Origin of the sequence: Paenibacillus sp. FSL R7-0210 (assembly GCF_038009085.1) — a bacterium.
Taxonomy (GTDB): domain Bacteria; phylum Bacillota; class Bacilli; order Paenibacillales; family Paenibacillaceae; genus Paenibacillus_AQ; species Paenibacillus_AQ silagei.
On record NZ_JBBPAR010000001.1, the window covers coordinates 1212469 to 1232695 of the forward strand.

The 20227-nt window shown below is 56.7% G+C and carries 13 protein-coding genes; 9 read left to right on the plus strand and 4 right to left on the minus strand.

The genetic code is table 11. The features are described 5' to 3' along the window. The first annotated feature begins 108 nt into the window (after positions 1–108). A complete protein-coding gene (locus MKY64_RS05045) occupies positions 109–1149 on the plus strand; it encodes a LacI family DNA-binding transcriptional regulator (protein ID WP_036731728.1) in 1041 nt (346 codons plus the stop codon). A 201-nt stretch (positions 1150–1350) separates the two neighbouring features. Beyond that, the gene (locus MKY64_RS05050) at positions 1351–4554 is read left to right on the plus strand and encodes an alpha-mannosidase (protein WP_340958019.1); all 3204 of its coding nucleotides are present in this window, start codon (positions 1351–1353) and stop codon (positions 4552–4554) included. A 132-nt stretch (positions 4555–4686) separates the two neighbouring features. On the opposite strand, the gene MKY64_RS05055 is transcribed toward MKY64_RS05050, so the two are convergent. Together MKY64_RS05055 and MKY64_RS05060 are read right to left on the minus strand one after the other, a co-directional pair. Then, the gene (locus MKY64_RS05055; protein ID WP_340951348.1) at positions 4687–6432 is read right to left on the minus strand and encodes an ABC-F family ATP-binding cassette domain-containing protein; all 1746 of its coding nucleotides are present in this window, start codon (positions 6430–6432) and stop codon (positions 4687–4689) included. Positions 6433–6514: 82 nt separating this feature from the next. Beyond that, positions 6515–7423, minus strand: a complete 909-nt coding sequence (locus MKY64_RS05060) for a helix-turn-helix transcriptional regulator (RefSeq protein WP_036731732.1) — start codon at positions 7421–7423, stop codon at positions 6515–6517. 157 nt (positions 7424–7580) lie between these two features. On the opposite strand from MKY64_RS05060, the gene MKY64_RS05065 reads away from it, so the two are divergent. The 4 genes from MKY64_RS05065 to MKY64_RS05080 all read left to right on the plus strand — a co-directional run bounded on the left by MKY64_RS05065 (position 7581) and on the right by MKY64_RS05080 (position 12665). Further along, positions 7581–10253: a glycoside hydrolase family 78 protein gene (locus tag MKY64_RS05065; RefSeq protein WP_036731735.1), complete on the plus strand. Its 2673-nt coding sequence runs from the start codon at positions 7581–7583 to the stop codon at positions 10251–10253. 292 nt (positions 10254–10545) lie between these two features. Then, positions 10546–10947, plus strand: a complete 402-nt coding sequence (locus MKY64_RS05070; protein ID WP_036731737.1) for an Rrf2 family transcriptional regulator — start codon at positions 10546–10548, stop codon at positions 10945–10947. A gap of 183 nt (positions 10948–11130) precedes the next feature. Further along, positions 11131–12063, plus strand: coding sequence for a class I SAM-dependent methyltransferase (locus tag MKY64_RS05075; RefSeq protein ID WP_051478586.1), 933 nt, complete (start codon positions 11131–11133; stop codon positions 12061–12063). A gap of 173 nt (positions 12064–12236) precedes the next feature. Further along, positions 12237–12665 (plus strand): GreA/GreB family elongation factor, encoded by a 429-nt coding sequence (locus MKY64_RS05080; protein ID WP_036731739.1) that lies wholly within the window; start codon positions 12237–12239, stop codon positions 12663–12665. Positions 12666–12755: 90 nt separating this feature from the next. Here the strand turns inward: MKY64_RS05080 and MKY64_RS05085 are convergent, their stop codons facing one another. Continuing rightward, on the minus strand, positions 12756–14693 hold the full coding sequence (locus tag MKY64_RS05085; protein ID WP_036731742.1) for an NAD(+) synthase: 1938 nt from the start codon (positions 14691–14693) through the stop codon (positions 12756–12758). Positions 14694–14885: 192 nt separating this feature from the next. Here MKY64_RS05085 and MKY64_RS05090 point away from each other — a divergent pair, with 192 nt between their 5' ends. Next, positions 14886–15725, plus strand: a complete 840-nt coding sequence (locus MKY64_RS05090; protein WP_155991678.1) for an MBL fold metallo-hydrolase — start codon at positions 14886–14888, stop codon at positions 15723–15725. A 3-nt stretch (positions 15726–15728) separates the two neighbouring features. Here MKY64_RS05090 and MKY64_RS05095 read toward each other — a convergent pair whose 3' ends face one another. Then, the gene (locus MKY64_RS05095) at positions 15729–16502 is read right to left on the minus strand and encodes a DeoR/GlpR family DNA-binding transcription regulator (protein WP_036731747.1); all 774 of its coding nucleotides are present in this window, start codon (positions 16500–16502) and stop codon (positions 15729–15731) included. A gap of 299 nt (positions 16503–16801) precedes the next feature. Here MKY64_RS05095 and MKY64_RS05100 point away from each other — a divergent pair, with 299 nt between their 5' ends. Together MKY64_RS05100 and MKY64_RS05105 are read left to right on the plus strand one after the other, a co-directional pair. Next, positions 16802–18589: an L-fucose isomerase gene (locus MKY64_RS05100; protein ID WP_340951362.1), complete on the plus strand. Its 1788-nt coding sequence runs from the start codon at positions 16802–16804 to the stop codon at positions 18587–18589. Between the two features lie 24 nt (positions 18590–18613). After that, a complete protein-coding gene (locus MKY64_RS05105) occupies positions 18614–20224 on the plus strand; it encodes a rhamnulokinase (protein WP_340951365.1) in 1611 nt (536 codons plus the stop codon). Positions 20225–20227: the final 3 nt, after the last annotated feature.

Here is a 20227-nt window from a genome sequence, read left to right on the forward strand (position 1 = left end):
AAATTCAGGAGACTGGAATTCAGAGGACTAATTTGACTGGCACAGGGATTGGAGAAAACGGTATACATCTTTTAATAACACGTGTTATACTCTCGGTGAGGTGCTGATATGGGTAAAAAAAGAGTAACCAGCTTTGACGTAGCCAAGCGGGCTGGCGTGTCCCGCAGTGTGGTTTCTGCGGTACTGAATGATACTCCCGGCATCGGGGTTGGCGCGGAAACGCGCGAAGCCGTACTGGAAGCCATCCGTGAGCTGAATTACCATGTGGACGCCGGTGCACGCAGTATGAAGACAGGAAAGAGCATGACGCTTGCTGCCTTTGGAGATACGCGCCATCCGTTGTTTACCCGGCTTCTGGAAGGGATGCAGCGGGAGTGTGAGCTCAGCGGGTATCATATACTGCTCTGCTCTCCACGTCATAAGGGAAACGCCAATGGTCGGGCCGAGCTGCTGGAGCTCTATCATCAGCGGAAGATTGACGGGATTGTGACGCTTGATCACACGAGTTATGGTGATATGGAATGGGCAGCCAAGATCGAAGCTGCCGGGATTCCGTATGTTTCAGTGGAAGGGTACGCAGAGGTGCAGGGTGTATATTCGGTATTAGCCGATTATTCAGGCAGTGTGGAGACCGCGCTGAATTATTTGCTGCGGGAAGGTTCAGCGCAGCAGCCTGGTCCGGCCTACGCTGAGATATACCATGGGGATAGCGCGGATAACTGGGCGGAGCGGAACCGCCGCGATGCTTATACCGGCTGGTGCAAGGCACATGGACTGCAGCCCGTGATAATTCAACTGGATGAGCAGCAGGGAGACTGGGCCGGGTGCCTGCAGCAGCTGGCGGCGGATAACGGCCGGCCCTATGCGCCGCTGCTGGTCAACTGGTCGAGCGCCATACCCGATCTGTACCGGGCAGCGCACAAGCTTGGCCTGCGCATCGGCGAAGATGTACGGATCATGGCGGCAGACAATACGATTCAGGGCCACCGGCTTAGCCTGCCATCCCTAAGCTGCGTGGAAATCCCCTACGTCAGCATGGGCGAGGAGGCAGTCCGCTGCCTTCTGAAGCAGATGAACGGGGTCATGGAGAAGGAACAGGCGGACAAGATTTGGCTGCCTGCGATATTGCGTGCGGGAGAAAGCGCGTAAGTGCTTGTTTTGATGTTCTTTCTCTGTTGAAATGATGTGTGAAAGCTAGGATTGGGTTCTTTGGAGCTGAGGGATCAGAGGGATAAATCCCTCTGAATCCGCTGGAAGCAGGCCGGGGAGCGGCACCGTCAATTGGTGGCCGGCCGCCATAATTTTTGTTTAATAACACGTGTTATATAAGGGAGGAGAACGGAAATGAATATGTTCTGGACAGAAGAGAAGCTTGGGGCGCGGTTGAGAGAGCTGGAGAGTTACAGGTACCGTGAGGGGATTATGCTTGAGGAGTGGCAGGTTACTGAGGATCTGGAGGGGGCTAATGGTGCCTATCCGCCTGTTCTTGATGGTGACAGGAAGCTGCGGACAGGGGAGCATTGGACCGGCTATGATGCTTATCTGTGGCTGCACCGCAAGGTAACCGTTCCAGCCGAATGGCAGGGGAAACGTGTTGTCGGGCTGTTCGATTTCGGACGTACCGGCGGGGGCAATAACAGCGGGTTCGAATCGCTGCTGTACCTGGACGGGAAGCCTTATCAGGGGGTGGACTCCAACCATCAGGAGGTATTTCTGGAAGACGGCGCGGCTGGGCGGGAGCTGAAATTCACCTTCCGCTTATGGTCAGGCCTGAACGGCGACGGGCAGCTCATCCCGCAGGAGCACAAGATCAAGCGGGCGGAGCTGGCCTATCTGGATGAGTCCACTGACAATCTCTATTATACCGGCCGGGCTGCGCTGGGTACGATCAAGCAGCTACAAGACAGCCAGATTCAGAAGCATGAGCTGCTAACCGCCTTGAACAAGGCCTTTAACAAGCTGGACTGGTCCAGACCCGGAAGCGCGGCGTTCTATGCCTCAGTTCAGGAGGCCGAGTCAAGCCTGCTCGCAGACCTGTCCCGGCTGGAGCAGGAGCATCCCGTAACTGTAACCGCCATCGGCCATACACACATCGATGTGGCCTGGCTGTGGCGGCTTACCCACACCCGGGAGAAAGCGGCCCGCTCCTTCTCCACCGTACTGCGGCTGATGAAGGAGTTCCCGGAGTACATTTTTTTGCAGACCCAGCCTCAGCTCTATGCCTATATCAAGCAGGATTACCCGGAAATTTACAGTGAGATCAAAGAGCGTGTAGAGGAAGGCCGCTGGGAAGCCGGAGGGGCGATGTGGCTGGAAGCGGACTGCAATCTGACGAGCGGTGAGTCGCTGGTGCGGCAGATTCTGTACGGGACGAAGTTTTTCCGCGAGGAGTTCGGGGTGGACTGCAAATATCTATGGCTGCCGGATGTGTTCGGGTATAGCTGGGCGCTGCCGCAGATTCTGCGCAAGTCGGGTATTGACACCTTCATGACCACCAAGATCAGCTGGAGCCAGTACAACCGGATGCCGCATGATACCTTCCAGTGGAGGGGGATTGACGGCAGTGAGGTGCTGACCCACTTCATCACCACACCCGAGGGACCGGATTCGGGGGCCTGGTATTACACCTATAACGGCCTGATCGAGCCTTTCTCTGTGCAGGGCATCTGGGAACAGTACCGGGACAAGAACCTGAACCGTGAGCTGCTGTTGTCCTATGGTTACGGGGACGGGGGCGGCGGTGTTAACCGCGAGATGCTGGAGATGCGGCGGCGGCTGGATACGATGCCGGGTCTTCCACAGGTGAAGACGGGCCGGGCAGCGGAGTACTTCGAGCGTCTCCATGAGACGATAGATGCTACGGAGGAGTATGTGCATACCTGGGACGGGGAGCTATATCTGGAGTACCACCGGGGAACTTATACCAGCCAGGCCTATAATAAAAAAATGAACCGCAAGCTGGAGCTGCTATACCGCGAAGCGGAATGGCTGCAGATGCTCTGGGCGGCGGAGAGCGGCGGATTCGGCCAGTATCCTGCGGACGCGCTCCTGGAAGGCTGGCAGATCATTCTGCGCAACCAGTTCCACGATATTATTCCCGGCTCCTCCATTCATGAGGTGTACCAGGATTCCCGGGTGGAATATGCCGAAGCAGAGCAGCTTGGCCTAGCGGCGCGGACAGCGGCTGTGGAGGGACTTGTCGGTCCCGCGTCTGCGTCTGCCGAAGGTTCGCTTGCGGCGCAAGCAGACCTCCCTCCGGCGGAAGCCCCGGTGCAGACAGAATATACGCTGTTTAACAGCGCATTCTTCACCGCTCCCCGGCTGGCAACTGTGCCTCATGATGCGGAGAATGCTGTCTGGACAGATGCTGAAGGTAACCGGCTTACTGCACAGCGCTCCGGCGGGCAGTGGCTGGTGGAGACGCCGGCGGTCCCGGCAATGGGGAGCGCAGTGATTGTGGCCGCTGAGCCTGGCGGTTCCGAAGCCGCTCAGCCGGAACCTACCGTTCCTTTCCACTGGCAGGATTCCACACTAACCACTCCTTATTATATTCTGGAGTGGAATGCATCTGGACAGCTAAGCCGGATCTTCGACCGCGGCGCGGCACGCGAGGTGCTGGCACCGGGCGAATGCGGCAATGTACTCCAAGTGTTCGAGGATAAGCCGAAGATGTTTGATGCGTGGGATATCGACCTCTTCTACCAGGAGAAAATGCAGGTCATCACCAATCTGCGCTCCGTCAAGCTGACCGAATGCGGCCCGCTCCAGGCGGTGCTGGAATTCGTCTGGAGCTACATGGATTCCTCGATTATCCAGAAGGTCAAGGTGTATGCCGGAAGCGCACGGATTGATTTCGAGACCAATGTAGACTGGCATGAGCAGCACCAGTTGCTGAAGGCGGCCTTCCCGGTTGCCGTGAGGGCTACGGAAGCGACCTATGATATCCAGTTCGGCAATGTGAAGCGGCCGACGCACTGGAATACAAGCTGGGATTATGCACGGTTTGAGAGTGTGGGCCATCAGTGGGCCGATCTGTCGGAGCGGGGCTACGGGGTCAGCCTGCTGAATGACTGCAAATACGGCTATGACATCAAGGATCATACGATGCGGCTGTCGCTAATCAAATCGGCGACCAGCCCAGACCGGCTGGCGGATCAGGGTGAGCATCACTTTACGTATGCGCTGCTTCCGCATGAAGGGGATTGGGTGGCTGCGGGCACGGTGCAGGAAGCATGGGCGCTGAACCAGCCGCTGCTGGCTGTGGAAGGAGCCTATACAGCCGGAAGCGGAAGATCCTTGATTACCTGCGATGCTCCGAACATTGCAATCGACGCGGTTAAGCTGGCCGAAGACGGCAGCGGCTGTATCGTCCGGCTGCATGAGTTCACCGGAACACGCTGCACGGCGGATGTCAGCAGCGATTATGCCGTCTCCTCCTGGCAGCTGCGCGATCTGATGGAACGCCCGCTGGAGGCTGAGCCGGTAGACGGACCTGCTATACGGCTTGATTTCAAGCCTTATGAGATCCATACGGTTCATGTGGCTTTTGCCTAATGCTTAAGCCGGGGCTGCCCGTCCAAGCAGGGTAATGCACATCAATAAGGCCGCCATTTCGGCAGGAGAGTTTTCACTACACCCTGCCGAAATTGGCGGCCTTTTTTTGAACATATAACTGTTCTTGTCTGCTTACATCAGCTTAATCAGTTCTTCCAGCTCGACTACCAGACTCTTGGCAAGCTCAAAATTATTATCCTTCAGCGCCAGTTCTACCCGGGTTTCGGCTGCTTTCTTCTTCTGCTCCAGCTCCAGATAATCTTTATCGAAATGCCGGGCATAGATCATCTTCTTGAATTTCTTGATCGTCATCTTGCGGACCGTCTTATCGTCAATGATCAGCACATAGTCCATCCCGTTGACTACGGAATAGAAGTCATGGGAGATCATGAGAATCGCGCCCTTGTACTCCTGGATGGCTTGGTCCAGCGCGATTTGCGTGTAGGTGTCCAGATGGCTAGTCGGCTCGTCTAGCAGCAGGACATTGGCCTTCAGGGCAGACACCTTGGCCAGCTGTAACAAATTCTTTTCGCCGCCGGACAGGGCTGCTATTCTCTGGTTCACGATCTCGCCTTCAAAGCCGTAGCCTGCCAGATGGGAGCGGATCTCATCATACGTAGCCATCCCGGCCTCGATGAATTCTTCCAGCAGGGTGTTGGAATCGTTCAGCACTTCGCCTTGAAGCTGGGACAGATAAGCTACCGCAGCCTCCGGGCTGAGGGTTATAGAGTCGTGTTGGCCCCGCGCAATATCGCGCAGCAGGGTTGTTTTGCCGGTACCGTTCGGACCGATCAGGGCGACTTTATCACCAGCATTCAGCTCGAAGCTAACCTTGTCCAGCAGCAGCTCATCGAAGGCCGCCCGGTAATCCTGGACTGTCACTACAGGAGTGTCAGTGTCCTGCGGCTCATGCACCATCCCCAAATGAATCTGCGGCTGCTTAATGTCCACGAACGGCGCTTTGATTCTGCGGGCCTCCAGTCTTTCCTGGAACTTCACTCTCGCTTTCAGCGCTCTCCCTCTGGAGGCTTCTGAATTATACGTGGCGATCGCCCGGAGGTTGTCGATGATCACATCGTTGCGCTCAATCTCTTCCTGTTCAGCGAGGGCCAGCTCCTGCAGCTCTATTTTGGTCTGAAGGAGGGAGAGGTTGTATTCCAGGTAGCGGCCGTCAAACTCTTGGAGCTCCTTATTCTCCAGGTGAATGATTTTGTTAAAACAATGGTTAAGCAGATAACGGTTGTGCGTAACCACCAGCAGAATTCCCTTATGAGCGTTAATCAGCTGCCGGAGCGCATTCAGGTTCTCGAAGTCCAGGAAGACATCCGGCTCATCCATAATCAGGAAGTCGGGGCGGTTCAGCATTTCCTTCATTACCTGAACAAGCTTGAATTCCCCGCCGCTCAGCTCGGATACCTTGAGATCCCTGCGCTTCATGAGGTCTGCCAGATTCAGCTTTTTATGAATAAGACTCTCGTAATCATCTCCGCCCAAAGCCTCAAAAGCGTCCAGAGCCAGTTGATACTTCTCCAGCAGCGGCTCAATATCCGCCGAGGTCTCCATCTCAGTGCAGATGAGCTGTATTTCCTCCTGTAGCTTAATGAAAGGTCCGGCTATATATTCAAACACGGTGGTGTCTAGAGACTGGTCAGGCTTGGCGAACTGGCTCACATACCCGATGCTGCAATCAGGCTCCATCTCTATTGTACCGTCGAACAAATATCTGTTCCGGTCGATGAGAATATCGATCAGGGTGCTTTTTCCGCTGCCGCTGGTTCCGATAAAAGCGCAATGCTGCGCCTCTTCGAGCGTAAACGAAATGTCAGTGTAGAGCTCTTTTTGCGGGAAGGAGAAGGACAGGTGTTGAACTTTAATCATAGGACTACCTTTCTGTGTAGCTGGAATGGAGTTTACCGTTGATAGCCTAACACTATTTCCTGATAACATCAATGATTCCGCGTTAAAGTTGTTCCTCCGGGTTCACCGCTTCCATCTGTTTCCTTCCCGGTGTTTGCCGGTAGATCCCCGGTGTGGTACCGATAATCCGCTTGAACACCAGATTGAACGTTGACGGATCGCGGTAGCCTACCTGCTCTGCAATGAGGTGAACGGGCGAATTGGGCTGCTGGACCAGCAGCAGACAGCTTTTCTGAATCCGGACGTTCTGCAGGTACCGGTAGAAGGTCTGCCCGGTATGCGCCTTGAATAGCCGCTGAAGATGCCGTTCACTCCAGTCGAAGCTGCGTGAGAGATGCGTCAGGGTAATCTCCTGCACATAGTTCAGGTGGACATAATTCAGAATCTGCAAAAATTGCGTCTGCTTGCCCAACGGAAACTGAATCTCATCATGCTCCAGCCTGTAGATACTGATCAGAAGCTGAATGAACAGGGTCAGCAAATAGCTGTCCGAGCCGCTCTGCGGCAGGTGAAGCTCACGGTGAAGCGCCAGAAACAGGTTCTCTATGGAACCATTCAGATCCGTCAGGGAGAAGGAAGGCAGCCGTTGTTCTCTGATCTGCTCCAGGTAGGAGGCAATCGGCGGGTCTTGAATCACGCAGGCAAGACGGTCCAGCAGCTCCGGCTTAAACAAACAATTGTACACGACGAGCGGCTCGCGCAGAGAGCTGGGTGAAGACGGACGGAAGACATGGGACACGCCGACAGGAATGAAGTGCAGCTGGCCCTTGCCGGTCGGGTGAGCCTTCTGGCCGATATAATGAAAGCCTTTGCCCTCGGCCACGAAGGTCAGCTCCATGAAGTCATGGGAGTGAAGCGGAAGATCATAGGTCTCGGTAGCGCGGTTCACATATAACAGGAGATTGCCCCGGAAGAAATACTCCCCTTTTAGCGTATGGTTGGCCGAATCCATCAGTTCCCTCCTCCAGATGGCATAAAGTCCTTTTTACCCCGGTGAAATGTCCATATTGCAGGTCATGCAAACCAAGCGGAATCCTATAATTGTAATAGAAAGCGCATCATATATACAGGTATACAGGATTAATCCTATAAAAGGTGAGGTGTATTCAATGATAGCTATCCAAAAACCGCGAGTGGAGTATAAGGAGAATCCGCTGGGGCTGGATATCCGTAATCCAAGAATCAGCTGGCAGGTGAGTGCGGATGAGCGGGATGTAAGGCAGCAGGCATATCAATTACAGGTGGCAGGCGCGGCGGACTTCGGGAGCGTATGGTGGGATTCGGGCAGAGTGGAGTCCGGTGAATCTCTCCATATCGAGCTGAAGGGGCTGGAGCTGCAGTCCAGGACGCGTTATTATTACCGGGTGAAAATATGGGATCAGCACAATCGTCCCACGGAATGGTCCGAAGCAGCCTGGTGGGAGATGGGGCTGCTCTCGCCGGAGGAGTGGACCGCTGAATGGATTACGGCTCCGCTGGCCTGCCTTGCGGAAGACGCAGAGCAAAGCCCGCTGCTACGCGGGAACTTCCAGGTGGACCGGCCGCTCGCCCGGGCCCGGATCTATGTGACCAGTCTCGGGCTGTATGAGCTGGAGCTGAACGGAGCGCGGGTCGGAGACACTTATCTCAATCCTGGTTGGACCAGTTACAGCCATCGCTTGCAATACCAGACGTATGATGTGACCCCGCTGCTTACCCTTGGGGACAATTCGGCTGGTGCCTGGCTTGGGAACGGCTGGTACAAAGGGAATCTCGGCTGGGAGCACAGGAAGCATATCTATGGCAGCCGCACAGCGCTGCTGTTGCAGCTTCATCTCACTTATGAGGACGGCACGGAGCATATCATAGGGAGCGGCCCGCAGTGGAAGGTGTTGCCCGGCCCGCTGCTGATGTCGGAGCTGTATCACGGGGAAACCTATGACGCCCGCCTGGCGCAGCACGGCTTCAGCTTGCCGGGGTATGACGACACGTTGTGGACACCGCCGGAGATTCTTCCGTATGCCAAGAATATTTTGCTCGCCCAGGAGAATGATCCGGTCCGGGCGATCCAGGAATTGGCACCTGTTGCTCTCATCCGCACCCCGGCAGGGGAGACGGTGCTCGATATGGGCCAGAATATGGTCGGCTGGCTGCGGTTCACCGTAGATGGCGCGGCGGGTCAGGAGTATCAGCTGCGGCATTTCGAGGTGCTGGACCAGGGGGGCAATGTGTATACCGACAACCTCCGGACGGCCAGGCAGACCGTTACTTATATCGCCCGTGGCGGAGGCAGGGAGAGCTTCCAGCCGCGTTTTACCTTCCAGGGCTTCCGGTATGTGCAGCTAATCGGCTTCCCGGACCCGCTGAATCTGCAGGACTTCACAGGCGTGGTGCTGCATTCGGATATGGAGCCGACTGGCACCTTCATTTGCTCCAATGCACTGCTGAACCAGCTCCAGCACAACATTCTCTGGGGGCAAAAGGGCAATTTCGTCGATGTGCCGACCGACTGCCCGCAGCGTGACGAACGGTTAGGGTGGACCGGGGACGCGCAGATGTTCATCCGCACCTCGGCGTATCTGATGAATGTGGCGCCCTTTTTCAGCAAATGGCTCAAAGACCTGTCTGCGGATCAGCGGGAGGACGGCGGTGTCCCGTACGTGATTCCGCATGTGCTGGATGAGAATTCGCATTCCTCTGCGGCCTGGGGCGATGCGGCGGTAATCTGTCCGTGGACGATCTACCAGTGTTATGGGGATAAGCGGATTCTGGAGCAGCAGTACAGCAGCATGCAGGGCTGGGTGGAGTATATCCGCCGCCAGGGGACGGAGGAGTTCCTGTGGAATACCGGCAACCATTTCGGTGACTGGCTGGGGCTGGATTCCAAGCCGGACAGTCATGTGGGTGCTACGGACAGAAATTATATCGCAACAGCCTTCTATGCCTATTCGGTCCAGCTGATGGAGAAGACGGCGAAGGTGCTGGGCCGGGCAGAAGATGTAGAGGAATACTCGCAGCTTCATAGCCGGGTCAAGGATGCGTTCAACCAAGCGTATATCATACCAGCGGGGGAGGAAGGTCCAGCTACCCAAACAGCCTGTGTGCTGGCGCTAATGTTCGGACTGGTGGAAGGAAGTGCAAAGGACCGCACGGTTGCGAGACTTGTCCAGCTGCTGGAAGCGAGCGGGTATCACCTTACGACAGGCTTCGTCGGCACACCATACTTAAATCTGGTGCTGGCGGATGCGGGACATTACGAGGCTGCCTACAAGCTGCTGCTCCAGATGGACTATCCATCCTGGCTGTATCAGATTACACAAGGCGCAACTACGATCTGGGAGCACTGGGACGGGATTAAGGAGGATGGCAGCTTCTGGAGCAAGGAGATGAATTCCTTCAATCACTATGCTTACGGGGCGGTAGGGGATTTCCTGTACCGCCATGTGGCCGGGATCGAGCAGACAGAGGAAGGGCCGGGCTATAAGCAGTTCCTGATCCAGCCGCATCCGGGAGGCGGACTGACCTCGGCTGCCGCCAGTCTGGAATCCATGTACGGGACGATCCGCTCCGAATGGACGATAGATTCCGGGACAATCGGGCTGATCGCCGTGATTCCCCCGAATACCTCAGCTACGGTGCTGTTGCCGGACGCCTTGCTGGCCGAAGTGTCGGAGACAGGAATGGCGGCCGGGCAGCCGCTTGAGCAGGTCCCAGGCATTCATTCCGCTGAGCAGCTGGCACAGGTGGTGAAGGTTACACTTGGCTCGGGGGAATACAGATTCCAGTACCCTTTGCGGAAGTAAGTGGCGTGTAGACGGGCTATTTCAGCCATTGATAATGCTGCGATGCAGAGCCCTCGGGAGTACGGGGCTCTGTTTTTTTTTTGCGGCGCGTGGGCTGGATGTAGGCGAAAAACCGAACACAATGCGCCGAGGCGGACGTAAGCGGGCTGTCTAAAGGACAACAAATCCGTACCCACTTGTTATCTTTCCCCATCCCCCCTCCCGGTGCTTGCAATCTCCCTGCATAAGGGCTATCATAGACAAATGAAGTCTGTAATTGCGGACATAGTCCATAGGTAAGGTGGAATAAGACATGAAGTACTCCAAAGCAACGAACTACGCCCTGCACACGATGCTGTTCCTGGTGGCGCACACTCCCGATAAGCCGATGGGCGTGCAGCAGCTTGCCGAGCGGCAGAATGTATCGCCAACGTATTTATCCAAGATTCTGACCAAGCTGGTCAAGGCCGGGCTTATCGAGTCTGCATCCGGTGCGAATGGCGGGTATCGTCTGCGGCGCAAGGGGAACGAAATCTCGTTCCTGGATATCATCCATGCCATTGAAGGCACAGCGTCGCTGTTTGACTGCGCCCTGGACCATCCCAGCGAGTGTCTGATTCAGCAGGAGATGGTCAAGGCCGAAGGGCAGATGGAAGACTATTTGCGTAACAAAATGATGTCCGAGCTTGCCGGGAAAATGCTGTCCATGCATTAAGCTATGGCATCTTGCTGCGTCAAACTGTGTGCTGCTATTTCCCGCTGCAACGGATACCGTCCCTTCAGGGGCGGTATAGCCGTTGCAACTTAGCGGGTATTATAGATATTCAAAATCTTTTAAGTCTGTGTAATTGTATTGCAGTTAAGACAATCAAGACACTCAGGAGAGGATGAATTAGTAATGAATAACGGATTATTCGATGCAAGCGTATGGGAGAAGGCCTGGAAGGAAGATCCCAAGGCAATGGCCAACAAGTTCAAGGCGATGGGCATGAACCCGCACACGAGCTTCGATCATAAAGCGCAGGTGTTCAATGAAGAGGTATTCAGCAGTGCCGGGCGGGACCGGAGTGAGCGGATTATCGGCTGGATGGAAGGCCAGGGTGTGGATTTTAACGGGTTGACTGTTCTCGATGTGGGGGCGGCTTCGGGCGGGTTCACGGTTCCTTTTATCGAGCGGGGGGCCAAGGTTACAGCAGTAGAGCCTAATGTTCCCTTGGCGGAGCTGTTCCTGAAGAACACGGCCGGAGCGGCTACGGGACAGGTGGAGCTGGTGCATGAAGCATTCGAGAATATCGACATTGCCGCGCGGGGCTGGCTGAATGCCTTCGATCTGGTCTTCGTGTCCATGTGTCCTGCGGTCTTCGACTGGGAGAGCACGGAGAAGGTGATCAGCTGTGCCCGGAAATACTGTTATATCAGCACCTCGGCAGGTGTGCAGGAGCATAGCCTGATGAATGAAGTATTGCCGCTGCTGACGGGCCGGGAGGTTCATGCAGAGTCCTCGGATATGGCTTATCTGACTCAATTATTATATTTGAAGGGCTATTCCTATGAGACGATCATTACCCGCGAAGCGAAAAGCAAGGAGCTATCACTGGAGGCAGCAGCCGCAGAGGTGATGGAGATGCTGCCGCTGCATCATCTGGATGGGGGAGAGGCTACCCGCAAGGCAGTTACGGATTATCTGCACACGGCATACCCGCAGCAGCAAGTCGTTGTCCGCCAAGGCGGACGGTTCGGCAAGGTGCTGATCAAGCTGCAGGACCTGAATATGTACAGCCGGGCCGTTGCCGGAACGTCCGGGAAATCTGCCGATTCTGTGAAGCGTTGAACCGGAGCGCGCCATCCCCTGCACATGAGATTGTCTTTCCCGGGAAAGATGCTATCATAGAGAATAGGTCCCTGCGCGGGATCTATTTTCTTATATGGGAGGACTGAGGGCTATGAGCAGGAACAAGCGTATTTTCGAGCATGACCTGATGAAGAAGGTAGGTGAAATCTACTATGAGCCATAGTCTCAGAACAGTTTCCTTACGCGAGGAGCTGGTGCAGCAGCTGGTCTATCTCGATGAGCATAAATTCTCCATTCTGGACAGGGGAACATGGGAGTCCCCGGCTGAGCGGGCAGAGGTACAGGCGATGATCAAGCGTTATCAGGAGACGGTGGAGCGGATTCTGTCCGGTGACAACGATGCGCTAGAGCGTTCTATGGTGCTGGTCGGGTCCCGGGTGTCGCTGCGGATCGGCCAGGAGACGCTTGATGAGCCGTACCGGATTGTCATCCCCGGTGAAGCCGAGCTGGATGAATTCTGCATCTCACTCTGGTCGCCCATGGGCAGAGGGCTGATTCTGGCGTGCCCGGGAGAGACGGTAACGATTCAGACTCCGTTCGGCAGCGATGAAGTCTTGATTCTTGATAATCGGTACGAGTGAAGCAGATTGCTGACAAAAGAGGCGTCCCTGATCATCCTGCGATGATGGGGGACGCCTCTTTGCCTTAGGCCATGCTGCTGCGGCCAGGAGCTACAGTTCTTCGATTTCCTGCAGCCAGAGCGCGGCGGAAGCATCGCTTGGCATGCGCCAGTCGCCGCGCGGCGAGAGGCTGACCGTACCGACCTTCGGTCCGTCCGGCAGGCAGGAGCGCTTGAACTGCTGGGTGAAGAAGCGGGTGACGAACACCTTCAGCCAGGCGGTTAGCTGCTCCTTAGGATAGGCTTCGCCGAAGGCGTGCTGGGCGAGATAGAGCATTTTGCCGGGAGAAGCGCCTGTACGCAGCATGTAATACAGGAAGAAGTCATGCACAATGTAAGGGCCCAGAATATTCTCGGTCAGCTGGACAATCTCTCCGGTTGCCGAAGGTGGCAGCAGCTCCGGGCTGATTCCGGTCTCGATAATGCTGTAGAGATACTTGCTCACCGTCTCGTGTGCTTCGTGGTCTGCATACCAGGCGACAACATACTGGATCAGCGTCTTCGGAATGCCCGAATTCACGCTGTACATCGACATATGGTCGCCGTTATAGGTACACCAGCCCAGCGCCAGCTCGGACAGGTCGCCCGTGCCGATGACAATCCCGCCGTTCTTGTTGGCGAGGTCCATCAGAATCTGGGTACGCTCGCGGGCTTGTACGTTCTCGTATGTCAGGTCATGCACCTCGGGGTCGTGGCCGATGTCCGCGAAATGCTGGAGGCAGGCCGCCTTGATGTCAACGACCTTCATCGAGGCGCCGAGTGCCTTGATCAAGCCTACCGCGTTGTCGTACGTGCGGCTGGTCGTGCCGAAGCCCGGCATTGTGACCGCCAGCACATCACTGGCCGGACGCCCGAGCAGCTCCATAGCCCGCACGGCAACCAGCAGCGCAAGCGTAGAGTCGAGGCCGCCGGAGATGCCGATCACAGCCTGCTTGGTGCCGATGTGGCGGATGCGCTTCATCAGACCGGAGGTCTGGATCGAGAGAATCTCCTGGCAGCGTTCGTCCCGCTGGAGCGGATTGCCCGGCACGAACGGGTTGACGCCTACGCTTCGTTTCAGCTCCCGCCGGGTGCTGCTGCTGAGCGGCGCAGCGTAGAGAATCTCGCGGTAATTGCGTCCGCCCTTGCCGGCCCGGAACGTTCCCATCACGGTGCGGGAATACTGCATCCGCGGCAGGTCAATGTCGGCGGTAATCATCCGGCTCTCGTGGGTGAAGCGTTCCGATTCGGCCAGCAGCTGGCCGTTCTCCGCGATCAGCGAATGTCCGCCGAAGACAACGTCTGTTGTCGACTCGCCGGTATTACAGCTGGCATAGACATAACCGGCCACACAGGAGGCAGACTGACTGCCGACCAGCTGGCGGCGGTAATCAGCCTTGCCGACCAGCTCGTTGCTGGCCGACGGGTTGAACAGCAGCGTGGCCCCGGCCTGGGCCAGCAGGCTGCTTGGCGGCACCGGCACCCAGAGATCCTCGCAGATCTCCACACCGAACGACAGGTTCCCGTCACTCTCACAGGCAAAAATCAGATCATTGCCCACCGGCACCGCCGATCCGCCGATCCGCAGCTCGGTCACCTCCAGCTCCTCGGCTCCGGCGAACCAGCGCGGCTCATAGAATTCGCTGTAGCCGGGAATGCAGGTCTTGACCACAATCCCGAGAATCCGGCCCTGCTGGAGGACAGCGGCACAGTTAAACAGCCTGCTCTTGATGGAGACCGGCAGACCGGCAATGACAATCATCCGGTGCTCTGCCGTTGCGGCTGTAATCCGCAGCAGCGCCTGCATCGCGGATTCCAGCAGCCGGGGCTGGAGGAACAGGTCCGCACAGCTGTAGCCGGTGATGCACAGCTCCGGGAGTACCAGGTACTCCACCTCCTGGGTGCTGGCTGTATTGATGGCTTCAATTATCTGGTCTGCATTGAATACGCAGTCGGCCACCCGGAGTTCCGGGGAAGCGGCGGCGACTCTTGCGAATCCGTAATTCTGCATTCATTTCACCTGTCCTTTATCTGTCCATTATAGAAGTAGACTATCTAATAATTGTACCCATGAAATGGCATTGGTAACAAGCAGGGATTATCACAAGCGCTTCCATTTGTCTTCTCGCGGGTATAAACTAAACAGGGATGAAACAGCCAGCTATGATGAATGAGCGATAGAAGAGGAAGGGAGCAACCCGCTATGCCATTAGCAGGACCAGAATTAATCGAAGAAATCCGCAGCACAGAGGTGCCTTACGGCTGCCTGGCGGTCTGGTTTCTCGGACAAGCCAGCGTTATTGTCAAGGGCGCAGATGTAACCGTATATATTGACCCGTATGTATCACCGAATCCGGACCGCAGCTTCCCGCCGCCGGTTGCACCGGCAGATATTAAGAATATGGAGGTCTGCCTGATTACCCACGACCATTCGGATCATCTGGATGAGGAGGCCCTGCCCGTGCTTGCCGGGCTGAATCCGCAGGCGCAGTTCATGGCTCCGGCGGTCTGCCTGGAGCGTCTGCAGGAGCTGGGCATCGGCAAGGAGCAGCTGACCGCTGCCTTGCCTCCCGGTGAAGCAGAGCCTGCAAGCGGGCTGAAGGTCATTCCCGTTGCAGCGGCGCACGAACAGCTGGACTGCGATGAACAGGGCAATCCCAAGTATGTCGGCTACATTCTGGAGCTGAACGGGGTGACGCTCTATCATGCCGGGGACACCGTGCTGTTCCCTGAGCTGATTGAGGAGGTAGGTAGCCGCAAGATCGATCTGGCGCTGCTGCCGATTAACGGACGCGACTATTACCGGGGAAGCCGCAATATCGTCGGCAATATGAATTACCGGGAAGCGGCGGAATTTGCGGCAACCTCAGGCTTTGAGACCGTGGTTCCGCTGCATTATGACCTGTTCGCCGGCAACACCGAGAATCCGGGCTATTTCGTGGATTACCTGTACCGCCACTTCCCGGAGCAGAAGTTCCATATGATGGCCAGAGCGGAACGGTTCGTGTACGTGTCGGCGCAGGCTTTTAAGCGTGAGCATTAAGACTTATTGTGAATCCGCAGGATAGAGCAGGGAGATCTGATACTTGGCAAGGAACTCCATCCATTCCTCAGACGGCCGCTGATCGGTGACGATATAATCGACCTTGTCGAAGCTGAACAGCCGGATGAAGGCGATCCGGTCGAACTTGGAATGGTCAGCCAGCAGGACCACCTTGCTCGCCTGCTGCTGCATCAGCACCTTAAGCTCGGTCTCCGCCTCGTTGGAATCACAGAGTCCGCCGTTCATGGAGAGTGCCTTGCAGCTGAAAATAGCCACATCCACATTATATTTCAGGATGGTCTGCGAGGCCGTAGGCCCTACGAAAGAGCTGGTCTCCGGCCCGAGCAGGCCCCCCGTGGAGATGAGCTTTTGCCCGGAATGCTGGAATTCTGACAATACCGCCAGGGAATTGGTGATGATGGTCAGATTTTTTTTGTCCTCGACGATTCTCCGCAAGCCTTCAAAAGCCGTTGTGCTGGTGTCCGTCATCACACTGTCCCCGTCATTAATCAGCTCCAGCAACCTTGCCGCAATCATCCGCTTCGCTTCAATGTTGACCTGATGCCTGTGCGAGTAGGAAGGGTCCTCGTTGGTGTGGACGTTCAGAATCGCCCCGCCGTAATTCTTCTTGGCAATGCCCTCCTTGTCCAGCCGGTCGAGATCGCGCCGGATCGTCTCCTCCGATACACCGAATTTCTGCGCCAGATCCGCAACGTGAACCTTCTTATGCCTGTAGAGCTCATTAATGACCAGATCCCGCCGTTCAAAAGCCTTCATATTATGCCCACCCTTACGTTATGTAGTTGTATACAGTTTACTATAATCTGCTGCCTAACATAAATCCCGCAATCACAGAGGATTCCACAGTTTAACGTCATTATATCACACAAAACCACATAACAACCAAAATTAATGTGTGGAATAGTGTTGACTTTGCAGGTGAGTGATTTTATGATGTAGAGGAAATGGAAAGCCTGCGGCGAAAGACAAGAGGGTGCAGACCGCAGAGGCTGTATTTGGTAGCGCTTACTAATCGGAGCTATAGCTCCAGTGTAATGTTCTCATACCATTAACTAATGATCCGGGGAGGAACAGCAGTGACAGCAAAATATCCGAAGATTGGAATCCGGCCGACAATTGACGGCAGAAGACGCGGGGTGCGCGAATCGCTGGAGGCGCAGACGATGGGCATGGCGCAGCGCGTGGCGGCATTTTTGCAGGAGAATGTAAGGTATCCGGATGGTTCACAGGTGGAGTGTATCATTGCCGATTCTACGATTGGCGGCGTGAAGGAGGCTGCTGCGGCGGCGCAGAAGTTCGCGGGTGCAGGTGTAGGCGTATCCATTACAGTCACCCCGTGCTGGTGCTATGGATCGGAAACGATGGACATGGATGCGACAATTCCGCATGCGGTATGGGGTTTCAACGGAACGGAGCGCCCCGGGGCGGTATATCTGGCGGCAGTTCTGTCTGCTTATGCGCAAAAAGGCATTCCGGCCTTCGGCATCTACGGAGAGGATGTCCAGGAATCCAGCAGCGAGGAGATCCCGGCGGATGTTCAGGTGAAGCTGCTGCAATTCGCGAAGTCCGCGCTGGCGGCTGCTCTGATGAAGGGGAAGTCCTATCTGTCGATGGGCTCCGTGTCTATGGGGATTGCCGGTTCCATCGTCAACGAGCAGTTCTTCCAGGAATATCTCGGCATGCGCAATGAATATATCGATATGTCTGAATTTGTACGCAGATTTGAGGAAGGGATCTATGATCCCGAGGAGTTCGCGCGGGCGCTGGCCTGGGTGAAGGACAACTGCCGTGTGGGGGCGGATAATAACCCGCAGCATCTGCAGCTCAGTGAAGAGGTTAAGGAAGAGCAGTGGGAGACGGTTGTCAAAATGACGCTGATTGCCCGTGATCTCATGACCGGCAATCCGCAGCTTGCGAAGCTCGGCTTCGAGGAGGAAGCGGGCGGTCACAATGCCCTGCTGGGCGGCTTCCAGGGCCAGCGGCAATGGACCGACCATTTCCCGAACGGCGACTTCATGGAGACGATTCTGAACTCCTCGTTCGATTGGAACGGCAGACGGGCGCCTTACATCGTCGCCACCGAGAATGACAGCCTGAACGGGGTGACGATGCTGTTCAATTATCTGCTGACGAATACGGCGCAGATCTTTGCCGATGTGCGCACCTTCTGGAGTCCGGCTGCCGTGAAGCGCGTGACCGGGTATGAGCTGGAGGGAGCGGCAGCAGGCGGCCTGCTGCATCTGATTAATTCCGGCTCGGCAGCGCTGGACGGCACCGGCGAGCAGAGCATTGACGGCAAGCCGGCGATCAAGCCGTTCTGGGACATCACGGATGAAGAGGCAGCTGCCTGTATCGCACAGACCCAGTTCCGCCCGGCTTCCCAGGAATATTTCCGGGGAGGCGGCTTCTCCACGGACTACCTGACCCGGGGCGGCATGCCGGTCACCATGGCCCGGCTCAATCTGGTCAAGGGGCTGGGACCTGTACTCCAGCTGGTAGAGGGCTACACTGTAGAACTGCCGGGAGAGGTTCATGACACGCTCGACCAGCGCACAGACCCTACCTGGCCGACAACTTGGTTCGCTCCGAAGCTGACCGGTCATGGCTCCTTCCAGTCTGTCTACGATGTGATGAACAATTGGGGTGCCAATCACGGGGCGATCAGCTACGGACATATTGGCGCAGATCTCATTACGCTGGCCTCGATCCTGCGGATTCCGGTTAGTATGCATAACGTGGAAGAAGCGCGGATTTTCCGCCCGCGCGTCTGGTCGCTGTTCGGCACAGAGAATCTGGAGAGTGCCGATTACAGAGCCTGCCGCAACTTTGGCCCGCTCTACTAATCCTCCACGTGAAGAGGTGGGAAGATGACAGAGGCGAAGACGCAAGTTATGGAGGTAACCGGTAACCAAGGAATCCGGCTGCTGGCCATCGACCTGGGAGCCAGCTCCGGCAGAGTGATACTGGGAAGCTACAGGGACGGGAAGGTGACAGTGGAGGAGATTCACCGCTTCCCTAACGGACCGGTAGAGGTCAACGGACATTTGCACTGGGATGTGCAGCGGCTGCTTGAGGAGATCAAGCAAGGGATTGCAGCGGCTGCGGCAAAGTATGGCCCGCTGCGCTCTCTGAGCGTGGATACCTGGGGAGTCGACTACGGCCTGCTGGATGAGCAGGGCGGGCTGCTGTACGCTCCGCATCATTACAGGGATCAGCGGACGGCGGACTTCGCTTCAGCACTAGAGGCTGCGCTGCCTCCGGCAGAGCAATTCAAGCTGACGGGCAACCAATCCAGCCCGATTAACACGGTGTATCAATTGTTTGCCGATCTTATGGCGAAGGCGGAGCTGCGGACAACCGCCAGACAGCTGCTGCTGATGCCGGATCTGTTCAATTATATGCTCAGCGGTGTGGCCGTGGCCGAGCAGACCATCTGGAGCACCAGCGGCCTGCTGAATCCGCAGTCCACAGCGCCTGCAGCCGAAGTGCTGCGCAGGCTGGAGCTGCCGGTGACGCTTGTGCCCCGGCTGGTTCCGGCAGGCACGGTGCTGGGGGAGCTCCGGCCCGCACTCCAGGAAGAGCTGGGCAGCGGCCCGCTCCAGATCATCGCCGGAGCTTCGCATGATACGGCTTCCGCCGTGGCGTCCATTCCTTACGGCGGATTCGACTCTAGCTGCACCGATGCTAGCTGTGTCGGCCCTGGCAGCGCTGATCCTAGCAACGCCGATCTTAGCTCCCCAGATCCAAGCTCCGCCGGACCTGACCGGCCCGCCGGACTCAGCCCCACGCTGCCGTCCGCTGCATTCATCAGCTGCGGAACCTGGTCGCTGGTGGGCCTGGAGACAGCAGAGCCTGTATTAAGCGATGCCGCCCGGGCCAGAGGCTTCACCAACGAGAGCGGCTTCGGCGGCACCAACCGGCTGCTGAAGAATATCACCGGCCTCTGGCTGCTCCAGGAGACCCAGCGGTGCTGGGCTGAAGCGGGGGAACCGCTCAGCCATCAGGAAGCCGCCGAGCTGGCCGGGCAGCTGGACCGGTCCAAGGCGTGCATCGCCATGCTGGACCCGAATGATCCGCTCTTCAGCACACCGGGCGATATGCCGCTGCGGATTGAATCCTACTGCATCCGCACCGGGCAGCCGGTGCCGCAGACCCGGGCGGAGATCATCCGCTCCATTCTGGAGAGTCTAGCCCGGTCTTACGCGGATACGATCCGTGAGCTGGAGGCGCTCACCGGCCGTCCGGTGCGCCGCATTCACATGGTCGGCGGCGGCATTCAGAACAAGCTGCTGTGCCAGCTGACGGCGGATGCCACCGGTAAAGAGGTTATTGCCGGACCGGTAGAAGCGAGCGCGATCGGCAACCTTTTGGTGCAATTGACGGCGCTCGGTGCTGTCGATCCCGCAGAGATCCCAAGGGTGGCAGCCCGGTCCTGTTCAACGCTCCGGTACCAGCCGTCTTTATCACATCAGAACTGACAA

Excerpts from the sequence above, each read along its gene's own strand:
- MKY64_RS05045 (WP_036731728.1), top strand. The coding sequence starts at position 109 with ATGGGTAAAAAAAGAGTAACCAGCTTTGACGTAGCCAAGCGGGCTGGC.
- MKY64_RS05050 (WP_340958019.1), top strand. The coding sequence starts at position 1,351 with ATGTTCTGGACAGAAGAGAAGCTTGGGGCGCGGTTGAGAGAGCTGGAG.
- MKY64_RS05055 (WP_340951348.1), bottom strand. The coding sequence starts at position 6,432 with ATGATTAAAGTTCAACACCTGTCCTTCTCCTTCCCGCAAAAAGAGCTC.
- MKY64_RS05060 (WP_036731732.1), bottom strand. The coding sequence starts at position 7,423 with ATGGATTCGGCCAACCATACGCTAAAAGGGGAGTATTTCTTCCGGGGC.
- MKY64_RS05065 (WP_036731735.1), top strand. The coding sequence starts at position 7,581 with ATGATAGCTATCCAAAAACCGCGAGTGGAGTATAAGGAGAATCCGCTG.
- MKY64_RS05070 (WP_036731737.1), top strand. The coding sequence starts at position 10,546 with ATGAAGTACTCCAAAGCAACGAACTACGCCCTGCACACGATGCTGTTC.
- MKY64_RS05075 (WP_051478586.1), top strand. The coding sequence starts at position 11,131 with ATGAATAACGGATTATTCGATGCAAGCGTATGGGAGAAGGCCTGGAAG.
- MKY64_RS05080 (WP_036731739.1), top strand. The coding sequence starts at position 12,237 with ATGAGCCATAGTCTCAGAACAGTTTCCTTACGCGAGGAGCTGGTGCAG.
- MKY64_RS05085 (WP_036731742.1), bottom strand. The coding sequence starts at position 14,693 with ATGCAGAATTACGGATTCGCAAGAGTCGCCGCCGCTTCCCCGGAACTC.
- MKY64_RS05090 (WP_155991678.1), top strand. The coding sequence starts at position 14,886 with ATGCCATTAGCAGGACCAGAATTAATCGAAGAAATCCGCAGCACAGAG.
- MKY64_RS05095 (WP_036731747.1), bottom strand. The coding sequence starts at position 16,502 with ATGAAGGCTTTTGAACGGCGGGATCTGGTCATTAATGAGCTCTACAGG.
- MKY64_RS05100 (WP_340951362.1), top strand. The coding sequence starts at position 16,802 with ATGATCCGGGGAGGAACAGCAGTGACAGCAAAATATCCGAAGATTGGA.
- MKY64_RS05105 (WP_340951365.1), top strand. The coding sequence starts at position 18,614 with ATGACAGAGGCGAAGACGCAAGTTATGGAGGTAACCGGTAACCAAGGA.